Here is a 25,538-nt window from a genome sequence, read left to right as displayed (position 1 = left end):
TGAACACATGCAATGGAGGTTAGAATGATCGGAATTTTTCGCGCCGCGCTAGTGATTGCGCTGTTTTGGGCAATGCCTGCGCAAGCCAATGCTGTTTTTCCGACTCTGTCATTTGAGGACTTGAATGGCGACATGCATGTGCTGCCGAAAGGTCTTCCCGGAGACCCAACGATCGTCTTCATTGCCTATAAGCGCAATCAACAACCGGCGGTAAACACATGGATCAACGCCCTGGGCCTTGATCCCAATCGCGGCGCTGAATTTGTCGAGCTGCCTGTGGTTGGAGCGAATGCCAAGTTTATGAAATCATTCATCGACAACGGAATGAGATCCGGCATCGTGGACCCGGCGTTGCGAGCACGTACGATCACGATTTACGAGAACGCGTCTGTCGTAAATCGCCCTCTGGGCTTTGCCGGTCGGGACGAAATTCGAGTTTTGATTGTCTCGCAAAATGGTGACGTTCTGTGGTCGACATCGGGCTCAGCTACAGAGGCAGCGGTAAAGGATTTGCAGGCGGCCTTTATCGCCGCCCAGTGAGGTAAAGTTTCCGATAGGCGACATTTCTGTCGGTCTTTCTGTTTGATGTGCCGTTTTTGTCCCCGAATTGCGGTTGCGAGTCGGGCCCCCGCGCTTTAGCTCCGGCGGTGGGACACCTCTCCCCAACGAGAGGCGCTTATCTGGAAGGGTAGCAGTAATGGCTATTGAACAACCGGCAACGCGGCCGGCGAACCCGCGTTTTTCTTCTGGCCCCTGTGCCAAACCCCCCACCTTTGAATTGAACAAACTCGCGGATGCAGCTTTGGGCCGCAGCCACCGGGCTGCCGTTGGAAAGACCAAGCTGAAAGATGCCATCGAAGGCACCCGCGAGATCCTTGGTATTCCGGCCGATTACAAAATCGGCATCGTGCCTGCGTCTGATACTGGCGCGGTTGAGATGGCTTTGTGGTCCATGCTGGGCGCGCGCAAGGTCGAGATGCTGGCCTGGGAAAGCTTTGGTGCAGGCTGGGTCACGGATGTGGTCAAGCAGCTCAAGATAGACGCCGAGGTCAAGACAGCAGACTACGGTCAGATCGTGGATCTGGCATCGGTTGATTTCGCCAATGACGTTGTCTTCACCTGGAACGGCACGACTGCTGGTGTTCGGGTTCCGAACGGCGACTGGATCGCGGATGACCGCGAGGGCATCACCATCTGTGACGCGACTTCCGCGGCTTTCGCGATGGACCTGCCATGGGACAAGCTGGATGTGACCACCTTTTCTTGGCAGAAGGTGCTAGGTGGCGAAGCGGCCCATGGTGTGATTGTTCTGTCCCCACGCGCGGTGGAACGTCTAGAGACCTACACCCCCGCATGGCCTCTGCCGAAAATCTTCCGCATGACCAAAGGTGGCAAGCTGATCGAGGGCATCTTTACCGGCGCGACCATCAACACGCCGTCGATGCTGGCGGTTGAGGATTACCTCTTTGCGCTGGACTGGGCGCGCTCTGTGGGCGGCCTGCAGGGTCTGATCGCGCGGGCAGATGCGAACGCCAAAGCCGTGTTTGATTTCTGTGACGCCAATGATTGGATCGCGAACTTGGCCGAAGACGCGGCAACGCAGTCCAACACCTCTGTGTGCCTGAAGTTCACCGATGATCGCATCCAAGACGGTGCAGCTTTTGCAAAAGCGGTTGCGAAACGTCTTGAGGCGGAAAACATCGCGCTGGACATCGGCGCTTATCGTGACGCGCCAGCAGGTCTTCGGATCTGGTGTGGTGGCACGGTTGAGACCGCAGATATCGAGGCCATGTTGCCTTGGCTCGCATGGGCCTTTGAGGCCGAAATCAACGCTCAATAACGAACGGGGTCGCGATTTCTCTGAAAGAAATCGATAGCGGAAACTTTCAAAGTTTCCGCCCCCTCCCGAAAATCAATCAAGAGGACCAAACCCATGGCGCCTAAAGTACTTGTTTCCGACAAACTCAGCGAAACCGCTGTTCAGATCTTCCGCGATCGTGGCATCGACGTGGACTTCATGCCTGACCTTGGCAAAGACAAAGAGAAACTGGCGGAAGTGATCGGCCAATATGACGGCCTTGCGATCCGCTCTGCGACCAAAGTCACGCCGACCATCCTAGAAGCTGCGACCAACCTGAAAGTCGTGGGTCGCGCTGGTATCGGCACCGACAACGTGGACAAAGAAGCCGCATCTAAGAAAGGCGTGATCGTGATGAACACGCCGTTTGGCAACATGATCACAACCGCCGAGCACGCCATCGCGATGATGTTCGCAGTCGCACGCCAGATCCCAGAGGCTTCTGAATCCACCCATGCGGGCAAATGGGAAAAGTCCAAATTCATGGGGGTCGAGCTGACCAACAAAACCCTTGGCGTCATCGGCGCAGGCAACATCGGTGGTATCGTTTGTGACCGTGCCCGTGGCCTCAAGATGAAAGTCATCGCCTTTGACCCGTTCCTCTCTGAGGAAAAGGCCGACAAGATGGGTGTTGAGAAGGTAGAACTCGAAGACCTGCTGACCCGCGCTGACTTCATCACGCTGCACGTGCCTCTGACCGACGGCACGCGCAATATCCTGTCCAAAGAAAACCTCGCTAAAACCAAGAAAGGCGTGCGTATCATCAACTGTGCGCGTGGCGGTCTGGTGGACGAAGAGGCGCTGGCCGAGCTCTTGAAATCTGGCCATGTCGCGGGCGCAGCCTTTGACGTTTTCGCCGAAGAGCCTGCGAAAGAGAACGCGCTGTTCAACCTGCCAAACGTGGTCTGCACCCCGCACCTGGGCGCGGCAACCACCGAAGCGCAGGAAAACGTGGCGCTGCAAGTGGCCGAGCAGATGTCCAACTATCTGCTCACAGGCGCCGTAGAAAACGCGCTGAACATGCCATCCGTGACGGCCGAAGAAGCCAAGGTCATGGGCCCATGGATCAAACTGGCGGATCACCTTGGGTCCTTTGCGGGTCAAATGACCGACGAGCCGATCCAGGCGATCAACATCCTTTATGATGGTGTGGCGGCTGAAATGAACCTCGCCGCGCTGAACTGCGCCGTCGTTGCGGGCATCATGAAGAAAGCCAACCCTGACGTGAACATGGTCTCGGCCCCTGTTGTCGCCAAAGAACGCGGCATCAAGATCTCGACCACTAATCAGGACAAGTCCGGCACCTTTCAAGGCTATATCAAAGTCACCGTGGTGACCGAGAAGCGCGAGCGCTCTGTTGCGGGAACCGTATTCAGCGATGGCAAGCCACGCTTTATTCAGATCAAAGGCATCAATATCGACGCCGAGATCGGCGCGCATATGCTCTACACCACCAACCGCGACGAGCCGGGCATCATTGGTGCTCTGGGTCAGACCATGGGCGCAAATGGCGTGAACATCGCGAACTTTACTCTGGGCCGTGCGGATGTTGGCGGCGAAGCGATTGCGCTGCTTTATGTGGACGAAGCCGTTCCAGCCGAAGCTCGCGCAGCACTCGCGGAAACTGATCTCTTTACCCAGATCAAACCGCTTCAATTTGACGTCGCTTAATCGTCAAAAAACTCATCTATGAGACCGACGTCGCCCCCTTTGGGGCGGCGTTTTTAATTGGAGACCCCTATGCCCCCCATCTATGCCATCGGCGATATCCACGGCCACTTTGCTCAGCTGGAGACCGCACTTGCGCGGATCGAAGACGATGGCGGCCCCGATGCGCAGATCGTTTTTCTTGGGGATTATATCGACCGGGGGCCCGATAGTCGCGTCGTGATCGATCTCTTGTCACTGGGCCTTGCGGAGGGCCGCAATTGGATCTGTCTTAAAGGCAATCACGACGGCTATCTGATCGATTTCCTCCAACATGGTCGCGCCGAGAGTCTCCTGCGTCCCGATCTGCATTGGTTTGACAAACCTTTGGGCGGTGCGGCCACGTTGAAAAGTTATGGGGTCGAAGTCGACGGCAAGTTGATATCTGAAATCGTCGAAGAAGCGCGCACCGCGATTCCTGAGGCGCATAAGGCGTTCATGGCCGCTCTGCCTTGCTCTTATGAAACAGAGACCCATTTCTTTGCGCATGCGGGTATCCGTCCGGGCGTCGCTTTTACCGATCAGGTCGAGCTTGATCTCACGTGGATCCGCGGTGAATTCCTGAACGACACCCGTAACCATGGCAAATTGATCATCCATGGGCATACCGCCGTGAACTTCCCAGAACACGCAGGCAATCGTGTGAACCTTGACGGAGGCACAGGTTTTGGGCGGCCGCTCTATCCCGGCGTGTTTGAAGACGGGCAGGTTTGGGTGCTGACCGAAACAGGCCGCCAAGCGCTTGAGCCTCAAAAAACGTTAACCCAGCTTTAACCTCGTTTCATAAATCCGTCACATTCGGCGCAACTTTCCGCCGCTGCTTTGGGCAAACCTCGGCTTGTGGGGGCGTGATATATGCTAACCAAAGGTGACAAGATGCAGAAAGCACATACACGTCAGGCCTATGAACCAGCTGGCGCATTCCAGAAGTTCATTGCCGCGCAGAAAGCGGAAACTCCAAGCGTTGTTCGTTTGATCAACGGAATGGGTGACTCCACTCTGTTCAAGTCTTTTCAGTATTGATTGAACGCACAAAAGCAAAACAGCGGCGGGATCCCTCGCCGCTGTTTGCGTTTCTAAGCCCAGTTCAGGACGACCTTACCTGAACGTCCCGAAAGCATCGCCTCAAAGCCGTCCCTGAACTGATCAACCGCAAACTCATGGGTGATCACGCGGCTCACATCCAAGCCGTTCTCCAGCATGGCGATCATCTTGTACCAGGTTTCAAACATCTCGCGGCCATAGACGCCTTTGATGGTGATGGCTTTGAACACGATGCGGCTCCAATCTACCGGAGACTTGCCGGGCGGGATGCCGAGCAAAGCGATCTTGCCGCCCATCACGAGGCTCTCGACCATCTGATCCAGAGCAACCTGATTGCCGGACATCTCAAGGCCCACGTCAAAGCCCTCTTTCATGCCGAGCTCGTGGATCACGTCCTCAAGCGCTTCGTTGCGCACGTCGACAGCGCGCACTGTCGGTACCACATGTTCGGCCAGTTTCAGACGATCTGGGTTGATGTCGGTGATCACAACATTACGCGCACCTGCGTGACGCGCGACGGCAGCGGCCATGATGCCGATGGGTCCGGCGCCAGTGATCAGAACGTCTTCGCCCAACAGATCGAAACTGAGAGCGGTGTGGACGGCGTTGCCAAGCGGGTCGAGGATCGCGCCGATCTCGTCTGGGATGCTTGCAGGCAGAGGTACGACGTTGAAGGCGGGCAGGCGCAGATATTGGGCAAAAGCCCCCTGTTCATTCACACCGATCCCACGCGTGCCGGGGTCGAGATGGAACTTGCCCGCGCGGCTCTGTCGACTGTCTGTGCCAATCAGATGACCTTCGCCCGAGCACCGCTGACCAATCGAGAGGCCCGTCACATCGCGCCCGATCTCTACGATCTCGCCCGCGAACTCATGCCCGGTGATCATGGGTGTTGGTACGGTGGCAGACGCCCAGTCGTCCCAATTCCAGATATGAATGTCCGTACCACAGATCCCAGTTTTCCTGACCTTGATCAGCACCTCATCCGGACCGATTTCCGGCACAGGAGCTTGCACCATCCAGAGGCCCGCTTCGGGATGCGACTTCTCAAGTGCTTTCATTGTGTTGGGGAGCGTCATGAGATCACCCCCAAATCCCGGCCGACTTTGCCGAAGGCTCCCAGAGCGCGATCCAGTTCCGCTCGCGTGAGGCGTGCGTTCATTTGCGTGCGGATCCGAGCCTTGCCATGCGGCACTACGGGGAAAAAGAACCCAGATACATAGACGCCTTCGTCAAACAACCGACGCGCCATTTCTTGGGCGAGAGGGGCGTCGCCCAACATCACCGGAATGATCGGATGCGCGCCGGGCAGCAGGGTAAAGCCAAGCTCCGTCAGACCCTCGCGCCAGTAGTCGGCGTTTCTGAACAATTGCGCACGCAGGTCTGCACCGTCTTCGACCAAACGGATCGCTTCAAGGCCTGCTGCCACGATGGACGGGGGCAAAGAGTTGGAAAACAAATAAGGCCGCGCGCGTTGGCGCAAGAGGTCAATCACCGGCTGAGGCCCGGCGATATAGCCGCCAATCGCACCACCCAGAGCTTTGCCCAAGGTGCCGGTCAGGATATCCACGTCGACGCCGAAGTGATCGGGCGTCCCAGCCCCTTTCGGCCCCATGAACCCCGTAGCGTGGCAATCATCCACCATCACAACCGCTTCGTACACTTTCGCGATCCGCGTGATTTCGGGCAAGTTCGCGAGGTAGCCGTCCATCGAGAACACGCCATCCGTGGCGACCATAATATGACGCGCACCCGCGGCCCGTGCCTCTTTCAACTTGGCCTCAAGATCCGCCATATCGTTATTGGCATAGCGATAGCGCTGGGCCTTACACAGGCGGATGCCGTCGATGATCGAGGCATGGTTCAGACTGTCCGAAACAATCGCGTCCTCTGGCCCCAAAAGCGGCTCGAACAAACCGCCATTCGCATCAAAACAGGCGGCAAAAAGGATTGCATCGTCTTTGTTCAGAAACCCTGCGAGGCGCTGCTCCAACGCGCGGTGAATATCCTGCGTCCCGCAGATAAAGCGCACCGATGCCATGCCGAACCCCTTAGGGTCCATGGCATCCCGTGCGGCTTTGATCAGATCCGGATGATCCGCCAGCCCCAGATAATTGTTGGCACACAGGTTGATCACCGAGCGCCCGCCGACCGAGATTTCTCCGCCCTGTGGCGAAGTGATCATGCGTTCCATCTTCATCAGCCCATCAGCTTCGATCTGGTCCAGAGTGGCAGACACATGAGTCAGGAAGTCGGTCGTCATTTGATCTCTCCAATAGCGGAATCGCGGCAAGAAAATCTGCCATAATGGAGAAATATCCAAAATACAGGATTTTGCCAAGAAAAATCCGAGATCGCGGACGCACTCAGCCTGTGGCCGCCAAAAGGAAAACTCCAAAGCGCGCACGACATTTCGGGGCCTGCTCACGTCAATGAGGGCCTGAAACGAATAAAATTGTTTGGTTTAGGTGGTTTGAACGACCAGAAGCGCGCGGGCGACGCCAATGGCTTCGATGGTGTGATCGACGTCAGCCTGATAGCGCGCGGTGTCGCCTGCCGCGACCTCTTCGGTGGCGGAGCCAGAACTCACCCGAACACGACCTTCTATCACCGTCAGATGCTCGCGCGTGCCACGCCCATGCGGGCCACTGACCAACTTGCCACCGCTGGAAAACACCAAGTCATAAAGCTCGTGTTTACCAGCATCTTCGGGCGCGCTGAGGATGCGGATATTACAACCCTCGCCGCGGTTCTCGATGGTGGGCACATTGGCAGCGCGTAGAACCTCGACCCGGTCGGTCAACTCTTGCCGATCCAAAAGGCCCGCGAAATCCACCTGTAACGCGCGGGTCAGGTTCCAGAGTGTTGCAATTGTCGGGCTGCTTTCGCCGCGTTCAATCTGGCTCACCATCGAGCGTGACACGCCCGAAAGCTTCGCCACAGCATCCAAAGACAGCCCCTGCGCCCGCCGCGCATCCTTGAGCCGCGCGGGCAAAAGATCGAGAATTTCCGTATCGGTGTTCATCTGTCTGACCTGCACGTCAAAGCGGGTTCTGTCAATGGAGTTGCGCCCCGCCGACCCAGATCTCTACGCGGTCGGACTGACCTTGAGAGTCAAGCACCGACAGGGTTGAGGCACCCGCGCCAAGGTCTGGCACATGTAGCTCGCGCGCGTATTGGCCTGACAGGACAAGGCGGTCATTGGCCAGCACCGAAAACGGTGGCACCCCTTGTCGGATCTTCAGGGTGACGCCCTCTTCAGCGGCCGTAAGCCGCGCGCCATTTGGGGGAAAGGTCAGCTCTAGCCCACCGGTGTTTTCGAACGCGGCCCGCCGTCCGCGAAAGACTTTCAGAGGCTTTGGCAAGGCTGCGTGACTTAGCAAAAGTGTCTCTGGCGGAGGCGGAGGAAAGGCCTCGATCTCGGGTTTGATCAGGCCGAAAACGTCAAACAGGACCGGCGCGGCAAGATCTCCTCCGAAAGCACCAGGGACGGGAGTGCCGTCCGGACGCCCCATCCAGACTCCGACAACATGGCGCGCGTCATAGCCGATGGCCCAGGCGTCCCGATGCCCATAGCTGGTGCCGGTTTTATAGGCGAGCTTTCCTCTCGCAGCCCCGGCGGGCACCGGGATGTTGGAAAGAATATGGCTGACGTGCCATGCGGCGGACCGGCTGATCACCTGCGCGTTTTCTTGAGTGTCTTGGGTGGCGTGATGCAAATCCACGCGCCGCCCTTCGTTGGCGAGACTTGCGTAAAGTCCGACCAGATCATGAAGCGTCACACCCACACCGCCAAGCGCCATGGCCAAACCGGCCTGACCCGAAGGTAAACGCGCTCGGACCCCCGCTGCGTTCATTTTTGCAAGCAGTCGCGCGGGGCCGATGTCTTCGGTCAGCAGGACGACGGGGATGTTCAGCGATTGTTTCAGGGCGTCTTCGACGGATATCTGCCCGCGAAACCGTCCATCAAAGTTCTGCGGCGCATAGGTGCCAAAGGCCACCGGGCGATCATCTATCAGCGTTTTCGGGTGAATCAGACCCTGATCAAAGCCCATTCCATAGACCAGCGGCTTCAGCGTCGAGCCCGGAGAGCGCACCGCCTCGGTCATGTCGACAAACCCGTCATTCTGCGCGGCGGTGTAATCTGCGGATCCAAGCGACGCGAGGACCTCTCCGGTCTGATGATCCGCCACGAGGATCGCAATCGACATGCTGGGGTCGCGTCCATGCAGAGCCTTTGCGGCCAACTCGCGTACAGCGTCTTGCAGCGTTGCATCCAAGGTCAGGCGTTGACCGTCGCCCCAATCCTCGGCCGCTATCACGCGATCCGCGAGGTGAGGCGCCAGCATGGGCAGGGCGCGTCGCTGCGTCGGCATTGGCTCTGGTGTCGAGGCTTCGGCGGTCAAAACACCACGCGCGATCATCCTGTCCAAAACATGTTCCCGCGCGGCACTGGCGTTTTCCGGAAAACGATCCGGCCTGCGCCGTTCCGGGGCTTGCGGCAGGGCGATCAGGAAGGCGGATTCTGCGGGTGTGAGCCGACGGGGTTCCTTGCCAAACCACGTCAAAGTCGCCGCTCGAATCCCTTCGATATTTCCACCATAGGGCGCGTTTGTCAGATAGAGCGACAGGATCTCGTCCTTTTCAAGCTGCCGCTCTAAGGCCCAAGCCAAACGCATCTGGCGCAGTTTCCCTTTCAGATCACCCGTGCCCGAGTTTTCCAGCAGACGTGCCGCCTGCATGGTGAGCGTTGATCCGCCCGACACAACCTCTCGGTGCCAGACCGCCTGCCAAACCGCACGCACGCCCGCCAAAAGGTCGACACCGGCGTGGGAATAGAAACGTTTGTCTTCATAGGCGATCAACATCTCCAGAAACTGAGGGTCGACCTGATCGACACGCGCGCCCAAGCGAAACAGACCCTGTTCCACCGGAAAAGCTCTCATCAACACGCCGTTGCGATCACGGATTTCAATCGAGGTATCGACAGCCAGACGCGGGATGTCCGTGGCCTCGATCCAGCGATCAAAGCCATCCCGCACCCCCGCGCCCGCAAGGACGCAGAGCAATATTGCAAGGAGAAGCCTCAGCTTCACTGGGCAACCAATAGACGACCCGTCGCCGTGCGGGCGCGGTAGCGCGGGTTATACATGTCTTCGACGCTGGCCGCGGGATGGTGGAAATCACCGGGCGACACCGCGCGCACCACATAGGCCAGTTGGAACGCCTGATCAGAGCGCCAATCGACGGCGGCCAAGAACCGGTCGCTGCGGAATTCCGTATGGGTGGCCCCATTGAGTTCCAGCCAAGACAGCTCGCGAAGGTCTCCACTGCGCAAGAGGTTCGGGTTGTCGATCTCAAACCCTGCGGGCAGAGGATCATTAACCATCAGCCGCGCGCCTCCCTTTTCAAAAGGCTTCACGCGCAGGACGGTGACAAAGCGGTCGCCCACCCGCACCAGACTTGGATCAATCGGAGCACCTTCCATCGTGAAATAATCGCGCGTGATCGCATAGCCATAGCCGCCCGCTGGAACATCGAAGGTCGGCACGCCGACGGTGGTGACGGTCACGTCGGTGGGCCGCCCGCTGGTGTTGGTGATGTCGATTGGATCGAACCAATTCCCCGCGACAGTGCGCAGGAAGGGCCCATCTATGGGCGCTCCGTTGACGAGCAATCCAGACGTCGCCGGATCCTGAACCAAAGCATGCGCCGCCATCAACGCCCATGCGCTTTCTTGCGTGGACATGGCGCGCGACGTGCTGGAAATACGCTGCGCCAGAGCATTGCGGTTCACGACTTCGCTGCCTGCGCCAACGGCGAGGGTTAACAGACCCGCCGCATCGCGCAAGTTGCTACCGTAGTCAGCACGCCACAACTGGCTCGTCTCATCCGTCGTACGTGACGCGATCTGGCGGGCCGCCGCTGCGAACATGCGGTCACTGCGCAGCTGATCCCCGTAAAACGCCAAGGCTGCGCCAAGCTGAGCTGCGGCCAGAGGCGTATCAAAGGCCTCGGCTTTCACGTCGGCATAATAGCGCAGATCACCGATAGCTGCCGCGCCTTCGCGGGTCAAGACCATCAGGGCATAGGCAATAGGGCCGCCGTCGCTGTCAAAGTCCGGCGCGAAATTTACGCGGTTTCTGAGGTTGTCCATGGCTTGCCTGAAGGCGAGCTGAGGCACGTCATAACCCTGCGCCCGCGCTTGGCTGAGGAAGTCGCTGACATAGGCGTCAAGCCACAGGTCCCCGGTGCCCGGGCGCCAAAGCCCGAAGGCTCCATTTGAGGACTGACGGGTCAGGATCTGCGCGATAGCCTGATCGACACGTTCCTGAATGCGGTCCCGGTCGCCAAATCCGAGGGCGGCGGACAGATCATCAAAATACAACAGCGGCAATGCGCCTGAGGTGATCTGTTCCGTGCAGCCATAGGGGTAGCGATCCAGAGCTGCCAAGAGGCCGGGCGCATCAAATCGCGCGAGCGGGCCTGCTGAGATGATCGAAGACGCCGTCCCCGGGCGGAGGTCTGCGAAGAGTCCCTGGTCAAAGCTCAGCGTGTCACCTGCGGCAAGCGTGAGGCGCTGGGTCGTGCTGACTTCAGGATCGTTCTGACGCACCGGTAGCGTTAGGTCTTTGGTCAAAAGCTTGCCGCCGGGCGTTGTCAGGGCGATGGAAATCAGGTGATCTCCAACACTGTCCACCGAAAGCGGGATAACCAGCTTTTGCGTCTCTGACTCTGCCAAATCCACGCCGCGCGGCGTTGTTCTAAGGTCTAGCTGAACGCCGCCTGTGGCAAAGACATTCAAGCCAACGCGCCCCGCTGGACCTTCGGCATGGGTGATGTCCAATAGCAAGCGGCTGGTGTCACCGGGTGCAAGGAAACGCGGCAAGCTGGCGCTGAGCACGATGGGATTGCGCACCAATACGTCCCGATCTGCTTGGCCGACAGCGGTGGCGCTCCAGGCCACGGCCATCAGTTTCACGGTGCCGTTGAAATCGGGCATGTCAAACGACACGTCCGCGCGGCCATCCGCGCCAACCGTGATTGGTCCCGAGAAAAACGCCACAAGCTCTTCGGTCGGTGGCGGAGACTGCAGCCCCGCTTGCGCCATCGCATCGCCGCCGGATCGCACGGCCCCCATCGCGCCGTTCATGCCATTGATCAAACGGCCATAGATATCGCGGATTTCCATGCCCAGACGGCGTTGACCAAAATAGTGCCCTTCAGGATCTGGGCTTTGAAATCCGGTGAGATTGAGGATTCCCACATCAACCGCGGCAAGGGTCACATAGGCGGTTTCACTTGCGGTGATGCCCTTAACATCGATGCCGACCGTTAAAGGAGCGTTTGGTTCCATCTTGTCTGGCGCCTCTAGGGTCACGCCCAAAAGTTTCGAACCCGGATCAACTTTGGCATAGCTCAGCCCCAAAGCGCGCGACGGGTTCAATCCGTTGTCAACGTCCATAGGGCGCACCAAGGATGCCGTCACATAGGCGCCTGCGCCCCAATCATCGGTCACCGGAATGTCGACCAAAGTCGCACCTTCGCCGACCTCGACCGTTTGCATCGCAATCAAACGGTTTGAGACCACCGACACCAAGGCCGTGCCCGCTGCACGCGGCACAATGCGCAGGCGCGCGGTGTCTCCGGGGCGATACATGTCTTTGTCCAGCGACAGCTCGAGCGTATCGGGCGTTTCACTCACGTCGGCGGGGGCATACCAGCCGGCATAGAACTCAACAGCGCTTGCGACATAAGCCCCTTCGGTGCTTTCCACCACCAGCTCGTACTGACCCCACTCCACCGGTGCCGCGATGCGCAGAGGGTCTGCCCCCAGCACGGCGTCTCCGCCTGCAATACGTTCGCGGCGGGTGACTGGCTCCCAATTCCAATTGCCGTAAAGCTGGTACCACTGATAGCGCGTATGGACGCGGTTGAGTGTCCAAGAAACCGGCTTTTCGACCCTATTTAACCCTGACTCCAGCGCGATGACTTCGAACCGAGCCTCGCCGTTTTCCGCGACGATGTCGTCAAACAGCGGTTTGATCCCGATCATGTCGCGGTCCGGGATCACCTCAGCCGAGATGCGGCGTTCCACCGGACGGCCAGAGCCCTCGGACATCCAGACCGTCAGATCTGCGACCAAAGGCTGGGCGGCGTCGACGTTGGGCAGGGGTAATTCCAAAGTGACTTGCCCAGTTGCATCGGTTCGCTCTGGGCCGAAACCGTTGGTTCTGGGGTTAAAGCGGTCGTCGTATCGGCCAAACTGATAGCCCGGATAGCCCGCCAATTCGTTTTGCGCGCGCAATGTGACTTGGCCGTCCACAGGCAGATCCGCACCCGGCGCGCCAAACAGATAGCGCGCGTCGATGGTCAGCGGAGGGCGATCCCCAAGGCGCAATGGGCCGTCAGGCAGCGTCAGCTCAAAGTCGATGCGTTCGGGGATGAAATCCTCAACCAAAACAGAATGCACGGCGAGGGCAGGGGCTTTGGTGTCAGAATAGAAACTCATGGCATAGCTGCCGCGTGGGGCAGAGCTTGCGACAGGGATTTCAAACACACGCCCACCGGCCTGGTCTTGCGTTGACACAATGCGCGTGTATTCGACGCCATCGGGGCGTTTGACAATTGCCGTTATGGGTAGGCCTTCGATGGCTTCGGCCTGATCGCCTCGCAGCAAAGCGGTCGCATAGATGGTTTCGCCCGCGCGATAGGCGCCACGGTCGGTCGCGACAAACAGATCCAATGGCGGCGCTGGTGGGCGACCCTCGACCCCTCGGTCGGACAGATCAAAGGCAGGATCGGTGAGGGATAGGAACGCCATGTCTTCGCCGTTCTCTAGCAGAAGCAGCGCAGGTGCAGCGCCGCCGGTTCCACGCGTCAGCCCTGCATCAAACCGCGCGTAGCCCGCGCCGTCGGTCATGCTTTCGGCCAGCACGCGATTGGCGCGCGACAAGAGCGTGACCTTGGTGTCCGCAAGGGCTTGCACATCAGTGAGGCTTTGGACCACAACGTGCAGCCCATCTGCGCCGCTCATGGTGGTGACGCCGAGGTCGGACAGAACGAACCATTGGGTGGCGTCGGTTTCCTCATAAGGGTCATCGCCCGCAATGGCCGCGGTCAGCGCATAGATGCCGGGAACCAAATCATTGATGATATCCCCCACCGGAAGCCGCGTGAGCATATCTTGGTTCAGCGTGTTTTCGACTTGGCCCGTTCCGGTCCAGACTGTCTCGGCGATTTCGCGATCAAAGGTGCGTTCTTGCCAGACACTCAGAGGCTGGCCGAAATAACTGTCCTGAATGGCGCGTAGTAGGTTGCGATCCGAAACTTGGCGCAGCGTGAGTTCTACTTGGTTCAGATTGACCGTTTCGATTGGGATGCCAGCATCGGGTGTGCGGGGCAGCACATAGGCGCGGCCCGGGAAACGCAGCGCAGGCGTGCGGTCTCGGACATAGAGGTTCAGCGAGATGTCGCGCACGAGGGTTTCGCCGCTTTCTGCGGGCAGGCCTTCGCGGAAGGTCAGGGTGTAGCGCTCGCCGTGAGTCAGCCCAGAGACACAAAGTTGGTTGCCCTCGGCCACCACAGCCAGCCGTTGATCCAAGCGTTTCACAAAGGGGCCATAGTCCACACCGGATTTCCGCAGCGGCTCGCTGAATTGCGCACAAATACGCGGGCTGGCGGCATCGCTGTCGACAGATGAATCTGTGATCCGGAAGCCGTACTTCGCAATGGCGTCGTTTAGGGCTGTCTCAAAGTCCAAGCGTGGTTGGGTCGCCTGTGCCAGACGCAGGGCATCGATGGAGTCTCTTCCGCGTCCCAAATCAGGCAGGATCTGCGCCATGTCGCCTAGGACCGAGGCGCGGAACGCGGGCGATGTGCCGCGCAGATACGCATTGATCATCGCGGAAAACGCACGGTTTCGATGCTTGTTTTGCAACTGGCCGTTCTCGCGGATCGACAGGTTGAGCTGCGCGTATTGCAGCCAAAGATCGGCGGAGTCCGTTTTGGCCACCGCGCCGCCCGCCCACCGCATTGCGCTGTCAAACTGACCACGGCTGCGCCTGTCGGCCATGGCGTCGATCATTTCATCTACGGTCCACGGACCAGAGGCATGCAAGCGGCCGATGCGGGTGGCGAGGTCATAGGCGGCAAAGAGATCACCATCGCCTAGAAAGTTCAGCTCTGCGCGGCGGGTCTTGGCGGCGGCGCGGACATTGGCCCGAGAGGCGAAGACTTCGGCAGAAGTCGCGCCTTCAAAAGCGTCGCGTTGATCCACGCCGGTTTTAGGAAAGCAGGCGTTTTTGGAATTGTTATAGGTGAAGGCCGCGCAGGCGGTATCTGCGAGGCAGGCGTTGATGCAGGCCTCATAGGATGTGTCAAACATCGGCGTCAGATCAGCGCCATAGAAGTCGGTATCCGGGCTGACGACGACCCATCGTTCTGGGATCAATTGTTCCTGCGCATGCGCCGCTGTCACCAGCGACAAAATCGCTAAAATCCGAACCAAAAACCGCATATTCCCCTCCGCACTACCCGAAAGAAGGTCGCACGGGTGGGTGAGTCGATCAACTCAGGCAAATATGACGACTAGGTTTCGGGGTAATCGCGCAAAAAGACCCATTTGTCGCCTTCGGACATGTCGGGCTCAAACTTATAGCCGCCAAGGTCGAAATCCTTGATCGCCTCGGCGTCCGTCAGTCGGTTCTGGATCATAAACCGCGCCATGGACCCGCGTGCCTTTTTGGCAAAGAAGCTGACGATCTTTGGTTTACCCGCCTTCAACTCCATAAACACAGGCGTGATGGCGCGCAGCTTCAGCGCCTTGGGATCAACCGCACCGAAATATTCCTGGCTTGCGCAGTTCACGAGCGTGTCTGTTTCGACCGCTTCAGCTTGCGCGTTCAGCTTCTTGGAAATCGTGTCGCGCCAGAATTCATAAAGGTTCTTGCCGCGACGTGTGGACAAGCGGCTGCCCATTTCCAAACGGTAAGGTTGGATCGCATCCAGTGGGCGCAATAGCCCGTAGAGACCTGACAGGATCCGCAAGTGATCCTGCGCCCATTTGATCTCGTCCTCATCAAGCGTCTTTGCCTCAAGCCCAATGTAGGTATCACCAGCAAAGGCATAGACGGCGGGACGTGTTAGATCTTGCGCTGGCTCTGCCTCAAAGGTTTTGAAACGATCGCGATTGAGCCGCGCCAGATCGGGGCTCAGATCCATCAGTTTCTGCAGGTTGCCCAAGGTCAGATTGCGCGCGGTCTTCACCAGCTTCACCGCCTCGTCCTGCAAAACTGGCTGCGTCAGATCCACATCCACCGGATCCCAATCCAAACGTTTCGCGGGGGAGGTGACAACAAGCATGGGCAGACCTTTCTGAGCGTTCTCTCTGATTTAGTCCGCCGCCTGCAGGACGTCCAGAAAAGCCGCGCCAAAACGGTCGGCTTTTTTGTCGCCTAGGATGCGTTTGATCGCGTTTTCGTCCTGAGGCTTGGTTTGGGCGACCTTGGCCAAGAGCGATGCCGAACAACTCAGCGGCTTGTCGATGCCGTCAGGGCCTCGGGTGAGGTCGGCTTGGACCTCGAGCAATCGGTCATACAAAGACCCTTCCGCCCGACCCGCGAGTTTGCGGCGGCTTGGGTGGAGCGCCTCGGCTTCTCCCGTGATGACTGTAAGAAAATCATCTCCGTATTTCTCGAGTTTCTTCGCGCCCACGCCACCGATCCCCGCCATTTGATCAAGGTTCAGAGGCCGTTTTTCGGCCATTTCGATCAGGGTGCGGTCGTTGAAGATGATATAGGCGGGGACTTTGGCGGCCTCGGCCAAGGCGCGGCGTTTGGCTTTGAGGGCAGAGAGGAGCGGCGCGTCCTCCTCGCTGACCAAGGCTTTGACGCGCGGGCCTTTGGAGGCCTTGCGGATCGTGTCGCGCCGTAGATTAATCGACGCTTCGCCCTTTAGGATCGGCAGGGCGTCATCGGTCATCCGCAAAGCGCCATGGCGTTCGGGATCAGGTCGGATAAGATCGTGGCCCATCATTTGGCGGAACACGGCCTGCCATTGGCGTTTGTCATATTCGCGGCCCACGCCAAAGGTCGGCAGCGCGTCATGGCCCTTTTGGCGCATCCGTTCGGTGTCATTTCCCAAGAGGATATCGATCAAATGCCCGGTGCCGAACCATTCGCCGGTCCTTAGGATCGCCGAGAGCGCTTTGCGCACGGCCTCGGTGCCGTCAAAGACCTCGGCGGGCTGATCACAGAGGTCACATTTGCCGCATTTCACTTCGGTCTCGCCGAAATATCCAAGCAGCTTGGTGCGGCGGCATTCCAAAGCCTCGGCCAATCCCAGCAGAGCATTCAGTCGTGCATGATCCGCAGCGCGACGTTCGGGCGGGGCAAGGCCTTCGTCGATTTGCGAGCGGCGGAGGCGGATGTCTTCGGGGCCAAAGAGGGTGAGCGTTTCCGCAGGCGCTCCGTCGCGGCCCGCACGGCCGATTTCCTGATAATAGGACTCGATGGATTTCGGCAGATCGGCGTGGGCGACCCAACGGATATCGGGTTTGTCGATCCCCATGCCAAAGGCGACGGTGGCGACCACAATCAGCCCATCCTCGCGCTGGAAACGGGTTTCGACAAAACGCCGATCTTCGGGATCCATACCGCCGTGATAATGCAGCGCGTTATGGCCCGCGTCCCGCAAGCCCTTTGCGAGGCTTTCCGTCTTCGCCCGCGTGCCGCAATAGACGATGCCCGATTGGCCCAGACGCGCGCCGGCGAAGTCTAGGATTTGTTTGCGGGGGGAGTCTTTGGCGGCGAAAGCCAGGTGGATATTGGGGCGGTCAAAACCGTGCAGGAAGGTGGCGGGGGCCTGTCCGTCAAACAGCCGGTTGATGATTTCCTCGCGGGTCTCGGCGTCTGCTGTGGCGGTGAAGGCCGCAATCGGCACGTTGAGCGTGCGGCGCAGTTCTCCGATGCGGAGGTAATCCGGGCGGAAGTCATGGCCCCATTGGCTGACGCAATGGGCCTCATCCACGGCAATCAGAGACACGCCAATGCGACGTAGCATGCCCAAAGCAGCGCCAGAAGCGAGGCGTTCGGGCGCGATGTAAAGGAGTTTAAGGCGACCGTCTTCAATCGCCTGCCAGACCTCTTCGGTTTCCTCATCGGTATTGCCAGAGGTCAGAGCGCCTGCTTCAACCCCCGCTTCGCGCAGGGCGCGGACTTGGTCACGCATCAGGGCGATCAGGGGGGAAATGACAACGGTGATCCCGTCGCGCACCAGCGCAGGTAGTTGATAACACAGGGATTTGCCGCCACCGGTTGGCATAATCGCCAACACGTTTTGCCCAGACACAACGGCGTCCACGATCTCTTCTTGGCCGGGGCGAAACCCGTCAAATCCAAAGATATCGCGCAACAGCGTGTCGGCGGGCATGGGGTGTCCTGTAAGTGGCGTTGATCTGCTCTTACAGGAAATGAATCACATCGTGGTTAACGCGGCAAGGGCTCTGCGCCCAAAATCAGCCCGCTAAAGTAAGATCGCCGGCAGAATATAGTCCCGCAGAGAGATCACGATGATGAACGCCACCAGCGGCGCCAGATCCAGCGGGTTGGTATTGGGCAGGAAATTGCGGATCGGCGTATAGATCGGCTCGAGCAGACGGTTCAGGCCATACCAAAGCTGCGCCACGAACTGTTGGCCCAGATTCAGGACATTGAAGTTGATCAGCCAGCTCATGATGATGTGGACGATCATAATAAAGAACACCACATCCAGAATAAGCCGCAGAGGCCCGTAGATCGCCATCATTTGTCAAACTTCCTTCTTTGTCGTCTCACACACTTAGGCTCCGCAACGTCAATGCGCAAGATGCGTTGACCCTAGGGTCATTCACGCCCACATGGGCGGAAAGGAGTTTTCCAATGTACCCGTGGATTCGTCTCGTTACCCATTTCCGTTCAGCCAGCCGTCAGCCCAAGATCCGGTGGCAGGACACCCATGTGTCTCATACGATCTGCTGGCCTTGGGATTTGGACCCCTGGAACGAGTTGAACAACGGTCGAGCGCTCACGTTTTTCGACCTTGGCCGCATTGGCTGGACCGCGCGGATGGACGTGATGGAGACGATGAAAGCCAACAAATGGGGCATGGCCGTTGCCGGCAGCACCGTGCGCTATCGCCGTCGGGTGCAGATGTTTCACCGCCTAGAGCTGCGCACGCGGATCGCCGGATGGGACGACAAGTTCTTCTACTATGAGCAAGCCGCCTACAAAAGCGACGGCGAATGCGCCTTTCACGCGGTGCTGCGTGCGGCCATGACCAGCCGCCAGGGTCTTGTGCCTCCGGGCAAACTTGTCGCGGCCTTGGATCGCGGAATTGAGCAACCCGCATTGCCGGAATGGATCCAGCAATGGTCTAAGGCCGAAGACATGCGCCCCTGGCCCCCGATGAGCGATACGCCTAAAGGCGATAACCTCGCGGCAGCCTAGGAAACGGTTGCGCTAGCAACGTTTTTTCGAGACAGTCCCTGCAACAGGGGGACTGGGTATGACAGAAATTAGCTTAAAACGCCGCGTCTGGGGCTGGATGATGTTCGACTGGGCATCTCAGCCGTTCTACACGCTGTTGTTGACCTTTATCTTCGGCCCCTATTTCGCGGCGGTTGCCACGGAATTTTATATGTCCGGCGGTATGGAAGAGACTTTGGCCGACGCCCAAGCGCAGGCGGTCTGGTCGGCGATGCTGGCCTATGTCGGCTTGGCGATTGCGGTCACGGCGCCTGTTTTGGGCGCGATTGCGGACCAGTCGGGGTCCCGCATCCGTTGGATGTATATCTTCTCGGTCTTTTATGTAGTGTCGACCTACGCCCTTTGGTGGATGCTGCCGGATGGCTCCAACATGATGATCACGCTGGTGGCCTTTGGCATTGGCATGATGGCGGCGGAATATGCGCTGGTCTTTATCAACTCGATGCTGACGTCTCTGGGACCCGATGAAGAGGTCGGTAAGGTCTCTGGAAGCGGCTTTGCGTTGGGCTATGCGGGCGGCGTTGTTGCGTTGTTGATTATGCTGCTGCTGTTTGCTGAAGGTGACAATGGCAAAACCTTGATTGGATTGGATCCTGTATTGGGCTTGGACGCATCTGAACGCGAGGGTACGCGCGCCGTCGGACCGTTCACTGCGATCTGGTATGTGGTCTTTATGATCCCCTTCTTTGCCTGGGTGAAAGAGGCGCCAGCTGCGAAATCCTCGGCTGGGATCGGCGCGGCTCTGAGTGGGTTGATGCAGTCGGTGAAAAACGTCGCGAAGCGCCCAAGCCTTGCGTCCTACCTCGCGTCTTCAATGTTCTATCGCGATGCGCTGAACGCGCTTTACGGGTTCGGTGGAGTCTATGCGGTACTGGTCTTGGATTGGTCGATCACCCTGCTTGGCGTCTTTGGTATCCTGGCAGCAATCTCGGCGGCAGTGTTCACCTATATCGGTGGTCTTTGTGACAAGCGCTTTGGCCCAAAACCGGTGATCCTGTTCAATATCTGGATGCTGATCATCGTCTGCGTCGTCATTGTCGGCATGTCGCGTGAAAGCTTCTACGGGATCCCTCTGGCCGAAGGGTCTGGCCTGCCTGATCTGACCCTCATGGTCCTTGGCGCCATCATCGGAGCCTCTGGCGGCGCAGTCCAAGGGGCCTCGCGCACGATGATGGTGCGACACGCCAATCCCGAGCGCCCGACCGAAGCCTTTGGTCTTTATGCGCTCTCTGGCAAAGCGACGGCTTTCCTTGCGCCGGCCTTGATCGGCATGGTCACCTACATGACCTCCTCGGCACGTCTTGGCCTATCGCCTGTGATTGTTCTCTTCATTATTGCTCTGATCCTGCTACGCTGGGTGAAACCGGATGGGGATCGAGCAGAATGGGACGGCTCCTCAAAGGCCTAGTTTTATGTGCCGCATTGGTTGGATGCGGATCGGGTAACGAGAGTGACAGCGTGGCGGAGCCCGCCGCGCGCGCCTACACCGTGCCGCTTGAGTGGCGCGACAAGCTCGCGAAACATATCTTTGGTAAAAAACCGGTCGGGTCAGCCCAAGCGCCCGAGGCCTTTGGCAGCTATGCCAAAGGGTGCCTTGCGGGTGGTGTGGAATTGGCGGAAACCGGACCCACATGGCAGGCCATGCGTCTGTCGCGCAATCGAAACTGGGGGCATCCGGTTCTGGTGGACTACGTACAGGATCTGTCGCGCGTGGCCGCACGGCAGCCGGGTTGGAACGGGCTTTATGTGGGCGATATGAGCCAGCCGCGTGGAGGGCCTATGCTCTCAGGGCATCGCAGTCATCAGATGGGGCTGGATGTTGATATCTGGATGCGGCCAGCGGTGAATTTGCAGCTGCCTGCCAAATCGCGCGAGAGTATTTCGTCGTTCTCAATGCGTCGCGCAGCAGGCGCCTATGTCAACGAAGGCTGGAGCCGCGCGCACCACGAGATCATCAAAGCCGCCGCACAAGATCCTCGCACGGCGCGGATCTTTGTATTTCCGGGAGCCAAGGTGCGAATGTGCGATGACGAAAACGGCGACAAGACCTGGCTGCACAAGGTGCGCCCGTGGTGGGGGCATCACTATCATTTCCATGTGCGGCTGAATTGCCCGGAAGGCTCGCCCGGTTGCGTTGAACAGGATGACCCGCCAAGAGGCGATGGTTGTCAGGATGCGCGCGATTGGGTCGCGGATATTTTGAACCCGCCGCCACCGGATCCGAATGCGTCAAAACCAAAGCCGCGCAAGGAATTGGTCCTGGCAGATTTGCCAAACCAATGTGTGGGTGTGTTGCAGTCCAACTAAGCCATTTACGCTTTGCGCAGCACTTTGCCCAAGAAAGCGTAACTTTTGGTTAACACCCTTTATCCTGTGTGAAAAATCCGTAACGCCACATTATTTTGTTTTGACATCTAAGATTTCTGTGGCACGCTGAAGATACGCGAAACAATCTGAAAGGAGGTGCCCATTGTCTAGAGAAGCTATGGAGAACGGTGTCGGAACAGTCCGGAAGGAGTGCAGCTAAGGCAGCCCTTGGCTGAACAATAGTCGGATTGGTCGCTGCCTAACCGGCGCACCTCCCTACATCTCGAAGGGCTTTTCCACGCGGGGAGAAGCCCTTTTCGTTTGCCGGTTTCCATCTTTTGCGAAAGGCCCCAAAATAGCGTCATGTTGCGCGTCACAGACGATATCACAATTGAGGACTGGGAAATCACCGAACAGTTCATTCGGGCCTCGGGGCCGGGTGGTCAGAATGTGAACAAAGTCTCCTCGGCTGTTGAGTTGCGGTTTGAGGCTGCGCGGTCTCCGAACTTGCCGCCGCAGGTGAAGGCGCGGTTGAAGCGCTTGGCGGGGCGGCGCTGGACCAAGGACGGCGCGTTGATCCTGCAATGTGACGAAACCCGCTCGCAGGTGCGCAATCGCGAGATCGTGCGCGAGAGGTTGGCGGCTTTGATCGAAAAGGCGCTGGTTGCGCCGAAACGTCGGATCAAGACTAAGCCGACCTATGGGTCGCAACAACGGCGGCTGAAGGCCAAAAAGGTACGCGGAGAGGTGAAAGCCCTGCGCGGTAAGGTTGGCGACGAGTAGGGGCTTTGCCCCCTTGGGCTAGCGCCCAATTCCCCCAGGATATTTCGGCAAGAGAATGAGCTTTAAGTCTTCTGCCCGCGCCACAAAATGAACAGGCCTGAGGCGACGATCATCAGCGACCCCCAGATCATTGGCGCGGTCAGGCTTTCGCCAAAGACGAAGATGCCGAGGGCGAGACCAAACAACAGTCGCGAATACCGAAACGGCGTCACAGCCGAAACCTCACCGGTCCGCATGGCACGCATCAGAGCTGTATAAGCGATGACGCCGACGCCGCAGGCGGCGGCCATGAGCAGGCCGGTTTCTAATCCGACTTCGACAAATGGTGTGTTCTCATAGACGGCAAATAGGGTACCGGCGGCGATCAAGGCAAAGAAACCGTAGAGCCCGAGGATATTGGTGCTGAGCGAGGCAGGGGCTGCGCGGCTGGCGAGGTCTCGGCCCGCAAAGCCGAGCATACCGAGGACCGCGAGGATGGAAAGCGGCGTAAAACTCTCGCTGCCGGGTTGGATGATGATGATGACACCAGCAAGTCCCAGAAAGATCGCACCCCAACGACGCCAGCCGACGGTCTCGCCAAAGAGCGTCGCCGCTGCGCCGACGACGACGAGCGGTGTGGCTTGCAGGATCACTGTGGTCGACGACAAAGGCGTGAGCACGAAAGCAAGCGTATAGAACAACCGCCCAAACACCTCAAAGACTGCGCGGATCAGCATCGGTCGCGAGGTGACCTCTTTGGGGACGAGAGGCGTACCTTGCCGACGGGCCAGGGCTGCGAAGATGAACGCGCCGCCGGCTCCGAACAGGACGAGGACCTGGCTGACGGGCAGGGTGGAGGCCGCCGCTTTCAGCAAAGCATCCTCAATGGCAAAGAGAGCCATGGCCGCGATCATCCAGATGCTGCCGATCAGGTTGGCGCGTTGAGCAATCATATTGATTTAGAGAACCTTGATCACCGATTTATCGATGCCCAGCATATAGCCGCGCCGCGCGATGTTTTTGACCAAAAGCTCGCTGACCATCTGATTGCCCAAAGCGTCGCGCAGACGTTTGATGCGTGTAGCCCCTGCCGCTTCTTCGCAATCGGCCTGGGGTTTGCCTGATATGATCGCCTCGAGTTCGATGCCAGACAGCACATCGTCATCCATCCGCGCCTCGGCCAGAATCGAAAGGGTTTCCAGTGCAGCGTCTGTCAGTTTGAAGCCCATATTGTTCAAATAGACCTTCTTTTCGTCGCGGCTGATCAGCAAAGAATTCACCTGAATGCCGGACTTCTCGATCTGAGCCATGCGCCGGTTCATGGCAATCAACATCACAAGGAACACAAGTGCTGCGATCATCATGCCTGTGGCAAAAATCAGCAGGACAAAGATCACCATACGATAGCTGGACAGAATCGCGGCAAAGGCTGTGCCGGATTGCGCGAGGATCTCCAGCAGCTTTAGCTCCGCCTGTTTGGTCAGATCATCGTTTTCGACAAACAGCCGTTCGACCCGCATGTTAAACGCGTTGGCGTCCGGCAGCGTCAAAAGCAAAACCGCGCCGGCCCCCGCAAGAATCACCACAATCGCGATAATCCCAAAGGTGACGACGCGCCCGCCGATCTGGCGCGATTCAATAGCGGAGATAGAACTGTCCTGCATCGCTTTGTCTCTCCTGAAGTCCGGATGAGTCAAAGACTGACAGAACATTAAGCAAAACCCAACCGCCCTGTGTCAAACGAAGCCTCAATTCTTGAGTAGCATTCGCTTTCGTGCAGTCGCCGCGCACTTCGGCCACCCCATAATGGAGCTTCAGCGGGTTGTCCTGCTTGGCTTTATAGTCGGCAAAACACGCCGCATGGGCGGGGGAGGACAAGGCCAGTGTGGCGGCCGTCAGACATATGAGAGCTGTGGTTTTCATGGCTAAGACATTGGGTGAAGTAGCTTGGTTATTCAATATCAACGCCGCGATTCACGCGTGTTATCCGATATCATTGTGGTGTTATTGCCTGACTTTCGGGGGTCGGGCCAGTGTCGGCTCATCAGGTCGCAACCTTCTGCTGAACGCGGCCACTCAGTTTGAACACGACACGCAACAAGACCCTCGAAAGGAAACCCTTATGTCCCGTAAGTTTATCTCTTCCATCATGATCGCCGCCATCGCTGCAACCTCCCTCTCTTTCTCTGCAGCGCCTGCAAAGGCAAATGACGATCTCGCGAAATTCCTGGTTGGCGCAACCGCGCTGGTGATCATCGGCAAAGCGATTTCCGACAACAACCGCCATCGTCAGCCCGTTGCAGTGACCCCGACCAACCCAAAGCCACCACGCGTGCATAAACCACGCCGCTATGCGCTGACCGCTGCCTGTGTACGTCGCCACAACACATACGACGGCAAGGTAAAGGTCTTTGGTCAGAAATGTCTGCAGAAACACTACCGCTATGCTGACAGCCTGCCACGTCACTGCAAAGTGCGTCTGGCCACCACCAAAGGCACCAAGCGCGGCTACTCCATCCCCTGCCTGCGCAACGAAGGCTACTACATCGTCAGCAGCAAATAAGATATCGAGCACTCGGGGGCGGTCCCTTGCATCCCCAATAGCAATGCCCCCGATGAAAACCGGCGCCCCTCGGCGCCGGTTTTTTGTTGCGCTTGGGGGATGGATTGGCTTTCAAGAGGACCATGAGTTTACCGGACTACCATCTCGAAGAACTGGCCATCCTGCGCGGCGCAACTGTCGTGGCGGGTGTGGACGAGGTCGGGCGCGGGCCTTTGGCCGGGCCGGTCATGGCTGCCGCCGTGATCCTGCACCCTGATCGTATTCCCGAGGGACTGAACGATTCAAAGAAACTCGGCAAAAAACGCCGCGAGGCGCTTTATGATCAAATCCTCGAGGTCGCAGATGTGGGGTTTGGCGAGGCCTCGGTCGCAGAAATTGACGAGATCAACATCCTAAGGGCCAGTCATCTGGCGATGGTGCGTGCGGCTCAGAACCTGTCAGGGCGGCCTGATTATGTGCTGGTGGATGGCAAAATGATCCCGCGCGGGCTGAATATTCGGGCCGAGGGCGTGGTCAAAGGCGACACAAAAAGTGTTTCAATTTCAGCGGCTTCAATTGTGGCGAAAATAAGGCGCGACCGATTGATGGAGTCTTTGGCGCAACAGTTCCCCGGATATGGCTGGGAAAGAAACATGGGATATCCCACCAAAGAGCACAAATCTGCGCTCGTCAGCCTGGGGATAACCCCACATCATAGGCGTTCTTTTAAGCCTGTACACAACATATAGTGGCAAGCAAAAAACCTAACCCGCTGATTCAAAAAAGAAATTGA

General features: G+C 58.4%; 22 protein-coding genes. 11 read left to right on the top strand and 11 right to left on the bottom strand.

Annotated elements, in window-relative coordinates; genetic code table 11:
- Window positions 1-24 precede the first annotated feature (24 nt).
- The 5 genes from WG622_RS05920 (at window position 25) to WG622_RS05900 (ending at window position 4,588) form a co-directional block, all read left to right on the top strand.
- Window positions 25-540 (top strand): hypothetical protein, encoded by a 516-nt coding sequence (locus tag WG622_RS05920; RefSeq protein WP_339402750.1) that lies wholly within the window; start codon window positions 25-27, stop codon window positions 538-540.
- A gap of 157 nt (window positions 541-697) precedes the next feature.
- On the top strand, window positions 698-1,840 hold the full coding sequence (locus WG622_RS05915; protein ID WP_339402749.1) for a phosphoserine transaminase: 1,143 nt from the start codon (window positions 698-700) through the stop codon (window positions 1,838-1,840).
- 93 nt (window positions 1,841-1,933) lie between these two features.
- Window positions 1,934-3,529: a phosphoglycerate dehydrogenase gene (gene serA, locus WG622_RS05910; protein ID WP_339402748.1), complete on the top strand. Its 1,596-nt coding sequence runs from the start codon at window positions 1,934-1,936 to the stop codon at window positions 3,527-3,529.
- A 69-nt stretch (window positions 3,530-3,598) separates the two neighbouring features.
- Window positions 3,599-4,339 carry a metallophosphoesterase family protein gene (locus WG622_RS05905; RefSeq protein ID WP_339402747.1) on the top strand — a complete coding sequence of 247 codons (741 nt, stop codon included), beginning with the start codon at window positions 3,599-3,601 and terminating at the stop codon, window positions 4,337-4,339.
- A gap of 102 nt (window positions 4,340-4,441) precedes the next feature.
- Window positions 4,442-4,588 (top strand): hypothetical protein, encoded by a 147-nt coding sequence (locus tag WG622_RS05900; RefSeq protein ID WP_209357967.1) that lies wholly within the window; start codon window positions 4,442-4,444, stop codon window positions 4,586-4,588.
- Window positions 4,589-4,641: 53 nt separating this feature from the next.
- On the opposite strand, the gene tdh is transcribed toward WG622_RS05900, so the two are convergent.
- The 8 genes from tdh to WG622_RS05860 all read right to left on the bottom strand — a co-directional run bounded on the left by tdh (window position 4,642) and on the right by WG622_RS05860 (window position 18,415).
- Complete coding sequence (tdh, locus tag WG622_RS05895) at window positions 4,642-5,670, bottom strand: L-threonine 3-dehydrogenase (protein ID WP_339403002.1); 1,029 nt, start codon at window positions 5,668-5,670, stop codon at window positions 4,642-4,644.
- Window positions 5,671-5,684: 14 nt separating this feature from the next.
- A complete protein-coding gene (locus WG622_RS05890) occupies window positions 5,685-6,872 on the bottom strand; it encodes a glycine C-acetyltransferase (protein WP_339402746.1) in 1,188 nt (395 codons plus the stop codon).
- Between the two features lie 201 nt (window positions 6,873-7,073).
- Window positions 7,074-7,634, bottom strand: a complete 561-nt coding sequence (locus WG622_RS05885) for a helix-turn-helix domain-containing protein (RefSeq protein ID WP_339402745.1) — start codon at window positions 7,632-7,634, stop codon at window positions 7,074-7,076.
- Window positions 7,635-7,665: 31 nt separating this feature from the next.
- Window positions 7,666-9,651, bottom strand: coding sequence for a penicillin-binding protein 1C (gene pbpC / locus WG622_RS05880; protein WP_339402744.1), 1,986 nt, complete (start codon window positions 9,649-9,651; stop codon window positions 7,666-7,668).
- Window positions 9,652-9,701: 50 nt separating this feature from the next.
- On the bottom strand, window positions 9,702-15,128 hold the full coding sequence (locus WG622_RS05875; RefSeq protein WP_339402743.1) for an alpha-2-macroglobulin family protein: 5,427 nt from the start codon (window positions 15,126-15,128) through the stop codon (window positions 9,702-9,704).
- Between the two features lie 71 nt (window positions 15,129-15,199).
- A complete protein-coding gene (yaaA, locus tag WG622_RS05870; RefSeq protein ID WP_339402742.1) occupies window positions 15,200-15,973 on the bottom strand; it encodes a peroxide stress protein YaaA in 774 nt (257 codons plus the stop codon).
- A 30-nt stretch (window positions 15,974-16,003) separates the two neighbouring features.
- Window positions 16,004-18,040 carry a DNA helicase RecQ gene (gene recQ, locus WG622_RS05865; protein WP_339402741.1) on the bottom strand — a complete coding sequence of 679 codons (2,037 nt, stop codon included), beginning with the start codon at window positions 18,038-18,040 and terminating at the stop codon, window positions 16,004-16,006.
- Between the two features lie 93 nt (window positions 18,041-18,133).
- Window positions 18,134-18,415 (bottom strand): YggT family protein, encoded by a 282-nt coding sequence (locus tag WG622_RS05860; RefSeq protein ID WP_209357973.1) that lies wholly within the window; start codon window positions 18,413-18,415, stop codon window positions 18,134-18,136.
- A 113-nt stretch (window positions 18,416-18,528) separates the two neighbouring features.
- On the opposite strand from WG622_RS05860, the gene WG622_RS05855 reads away from it, so the two are divergent.
- From WG622_RS05855 to arfB, 4 genes are all read left to right on the top strand, one after another.
- Window positions 18,529-19,095: an acyl-CoA thioesterase gene (locus WG622_RS05855; RefSeq protein WP_339402740.1), complete on the top strand. Its 567-nt coding sequence runs from the start codon at window positions 18,529-18,531 to the stop codon at window positions 19,093-19,095.
- A gap of 58 nt (window positions 19,096-19,153) precedes the next feature.
- Window positions 19,154-20,542, top strand: coding sequence for an MFS transporter (locus tag WG622_RS05850; protein WP_339402739.1), 1,389 nt, complete (start codon window positions 19,154-19,156; stop codon window positions 20,540-20,542).
- Window positions 20,518-21,441, top strand: a complete 924-nt coding sequence (gene mepA, locus WG622_RS05845; RefSeq protein ID WP_339402738.1) for a penicillin-insensitive murein endopeptidase — start codon at window positions 20,518-20,520, stop codon at window positions 21,439-21,441. Before WG622_RS05850 ends, mepA begins: the two co-directional genes overlap by 25 nt.
- A 363-nt stretch (window positions 21,442-21,804) precedes the next feature.
- Complete coding sequence (gene arfB / locus WG622_RS05840) at window positions 21,805-22,224, top strand: alternative ribosome rescue aminoacyl-tRNA hydrolase ArfB (protein WP_209357977.1); 420 nt, start codon at window positions 21,805-21,807, stop codon at window positions 22,222-22,224.
- A 62-nt stretch (window positions 22,225-22,286) separates the two neighbouring features.
- Here the strand turns inward: arfB and WG622_RS05835 are convergent, their stop codons facing one another.
- The 3 genes from WG622_RS05835 to WG622_RS05825 are packed head-to-tail and all read right to left on the bottom strand — an operon-like array spanning window position 22,287 to window position 24,126.
- Window positions 22,287-23,156, bottom strand: a complete 870-nt coding sequence (locus WG622_RS05835) for a DMT family transporter (RefSeq protein ID WP_339402737.1) — start codon at window positions 23,154-23,156, stop codon at window positions 22,287-22,289.
- A gap of 6 nt (window positions 23,157-23,162) precedes the next feature.
- Window positions 23,163-23,867: a winged helix-turn-helix domain-containing protein gene (locus tag WG622_RS05830; RefSeq protein ID WP_209357978.1), complete on the bottom strand. Its 705-nt coding sequence runs from the start codon at window positions 23,865-23,867 to the stop codon at window positions 23,163-23,165.
- Entirely contained in the window at window positions 23,839-24,126 is a 288-nt protein-coding gene (locus tag WG622_RS05825) for a hypothetical protein (RefSeq protein WP_209358195.1), read from the bottom strand. The genes WG622_RS05830 and WG622_RS05825 overlap by 29 nt, the downstream gene beginning before the upstream one ends.
- 199 nt (window positions 24,127-24,325) lie before the next feature.
- Between WG622_RS05825 and WG622_RS05820 the strand changes: the two genes are divergently transcribed.
- Together WG622_RS05820 and rnhB are read left to right on the top strand one after the other, a co-directional pair.
- Window positions 24,326-24,766: a hypothetical protein gene (locus WG622_RS05820; RefSeq protein ID WP_339402736.1), complete on the top strand. Its 441-nt coding sequence runs from the start codon at window positions 24,326-24,328 to the stop codon at window positions 24,764-24,766.
- Between the two features lie 122 nt (window positions 24,767-24,888).
- Window positions 24,889-25,494, top strand: coding sequence for a ribonuclease HII (gene rnhB, locus WG622_RS05815; RefSeq protein ID WP_339402735.1), 606 nt, complete (start codon window positions 24,889-24,891; stop codon window positions 25,492-25,494).
- Window positions 25,495-25,538: the final 44 nt, after the last annotated feature.

This window comes from Cognatishimia coralii (genome assembly GCF_037478305.1).
GTDB lineage: Bacteria > Pseudomonadota > Alphaproteobacteria > Rhodobacterales > Rhodobacteraceae > Cognatishimia > Cognatishimia coralii.
This window is presented reverse-complemented; position numbering and strand designations above follow the sequence as displayed.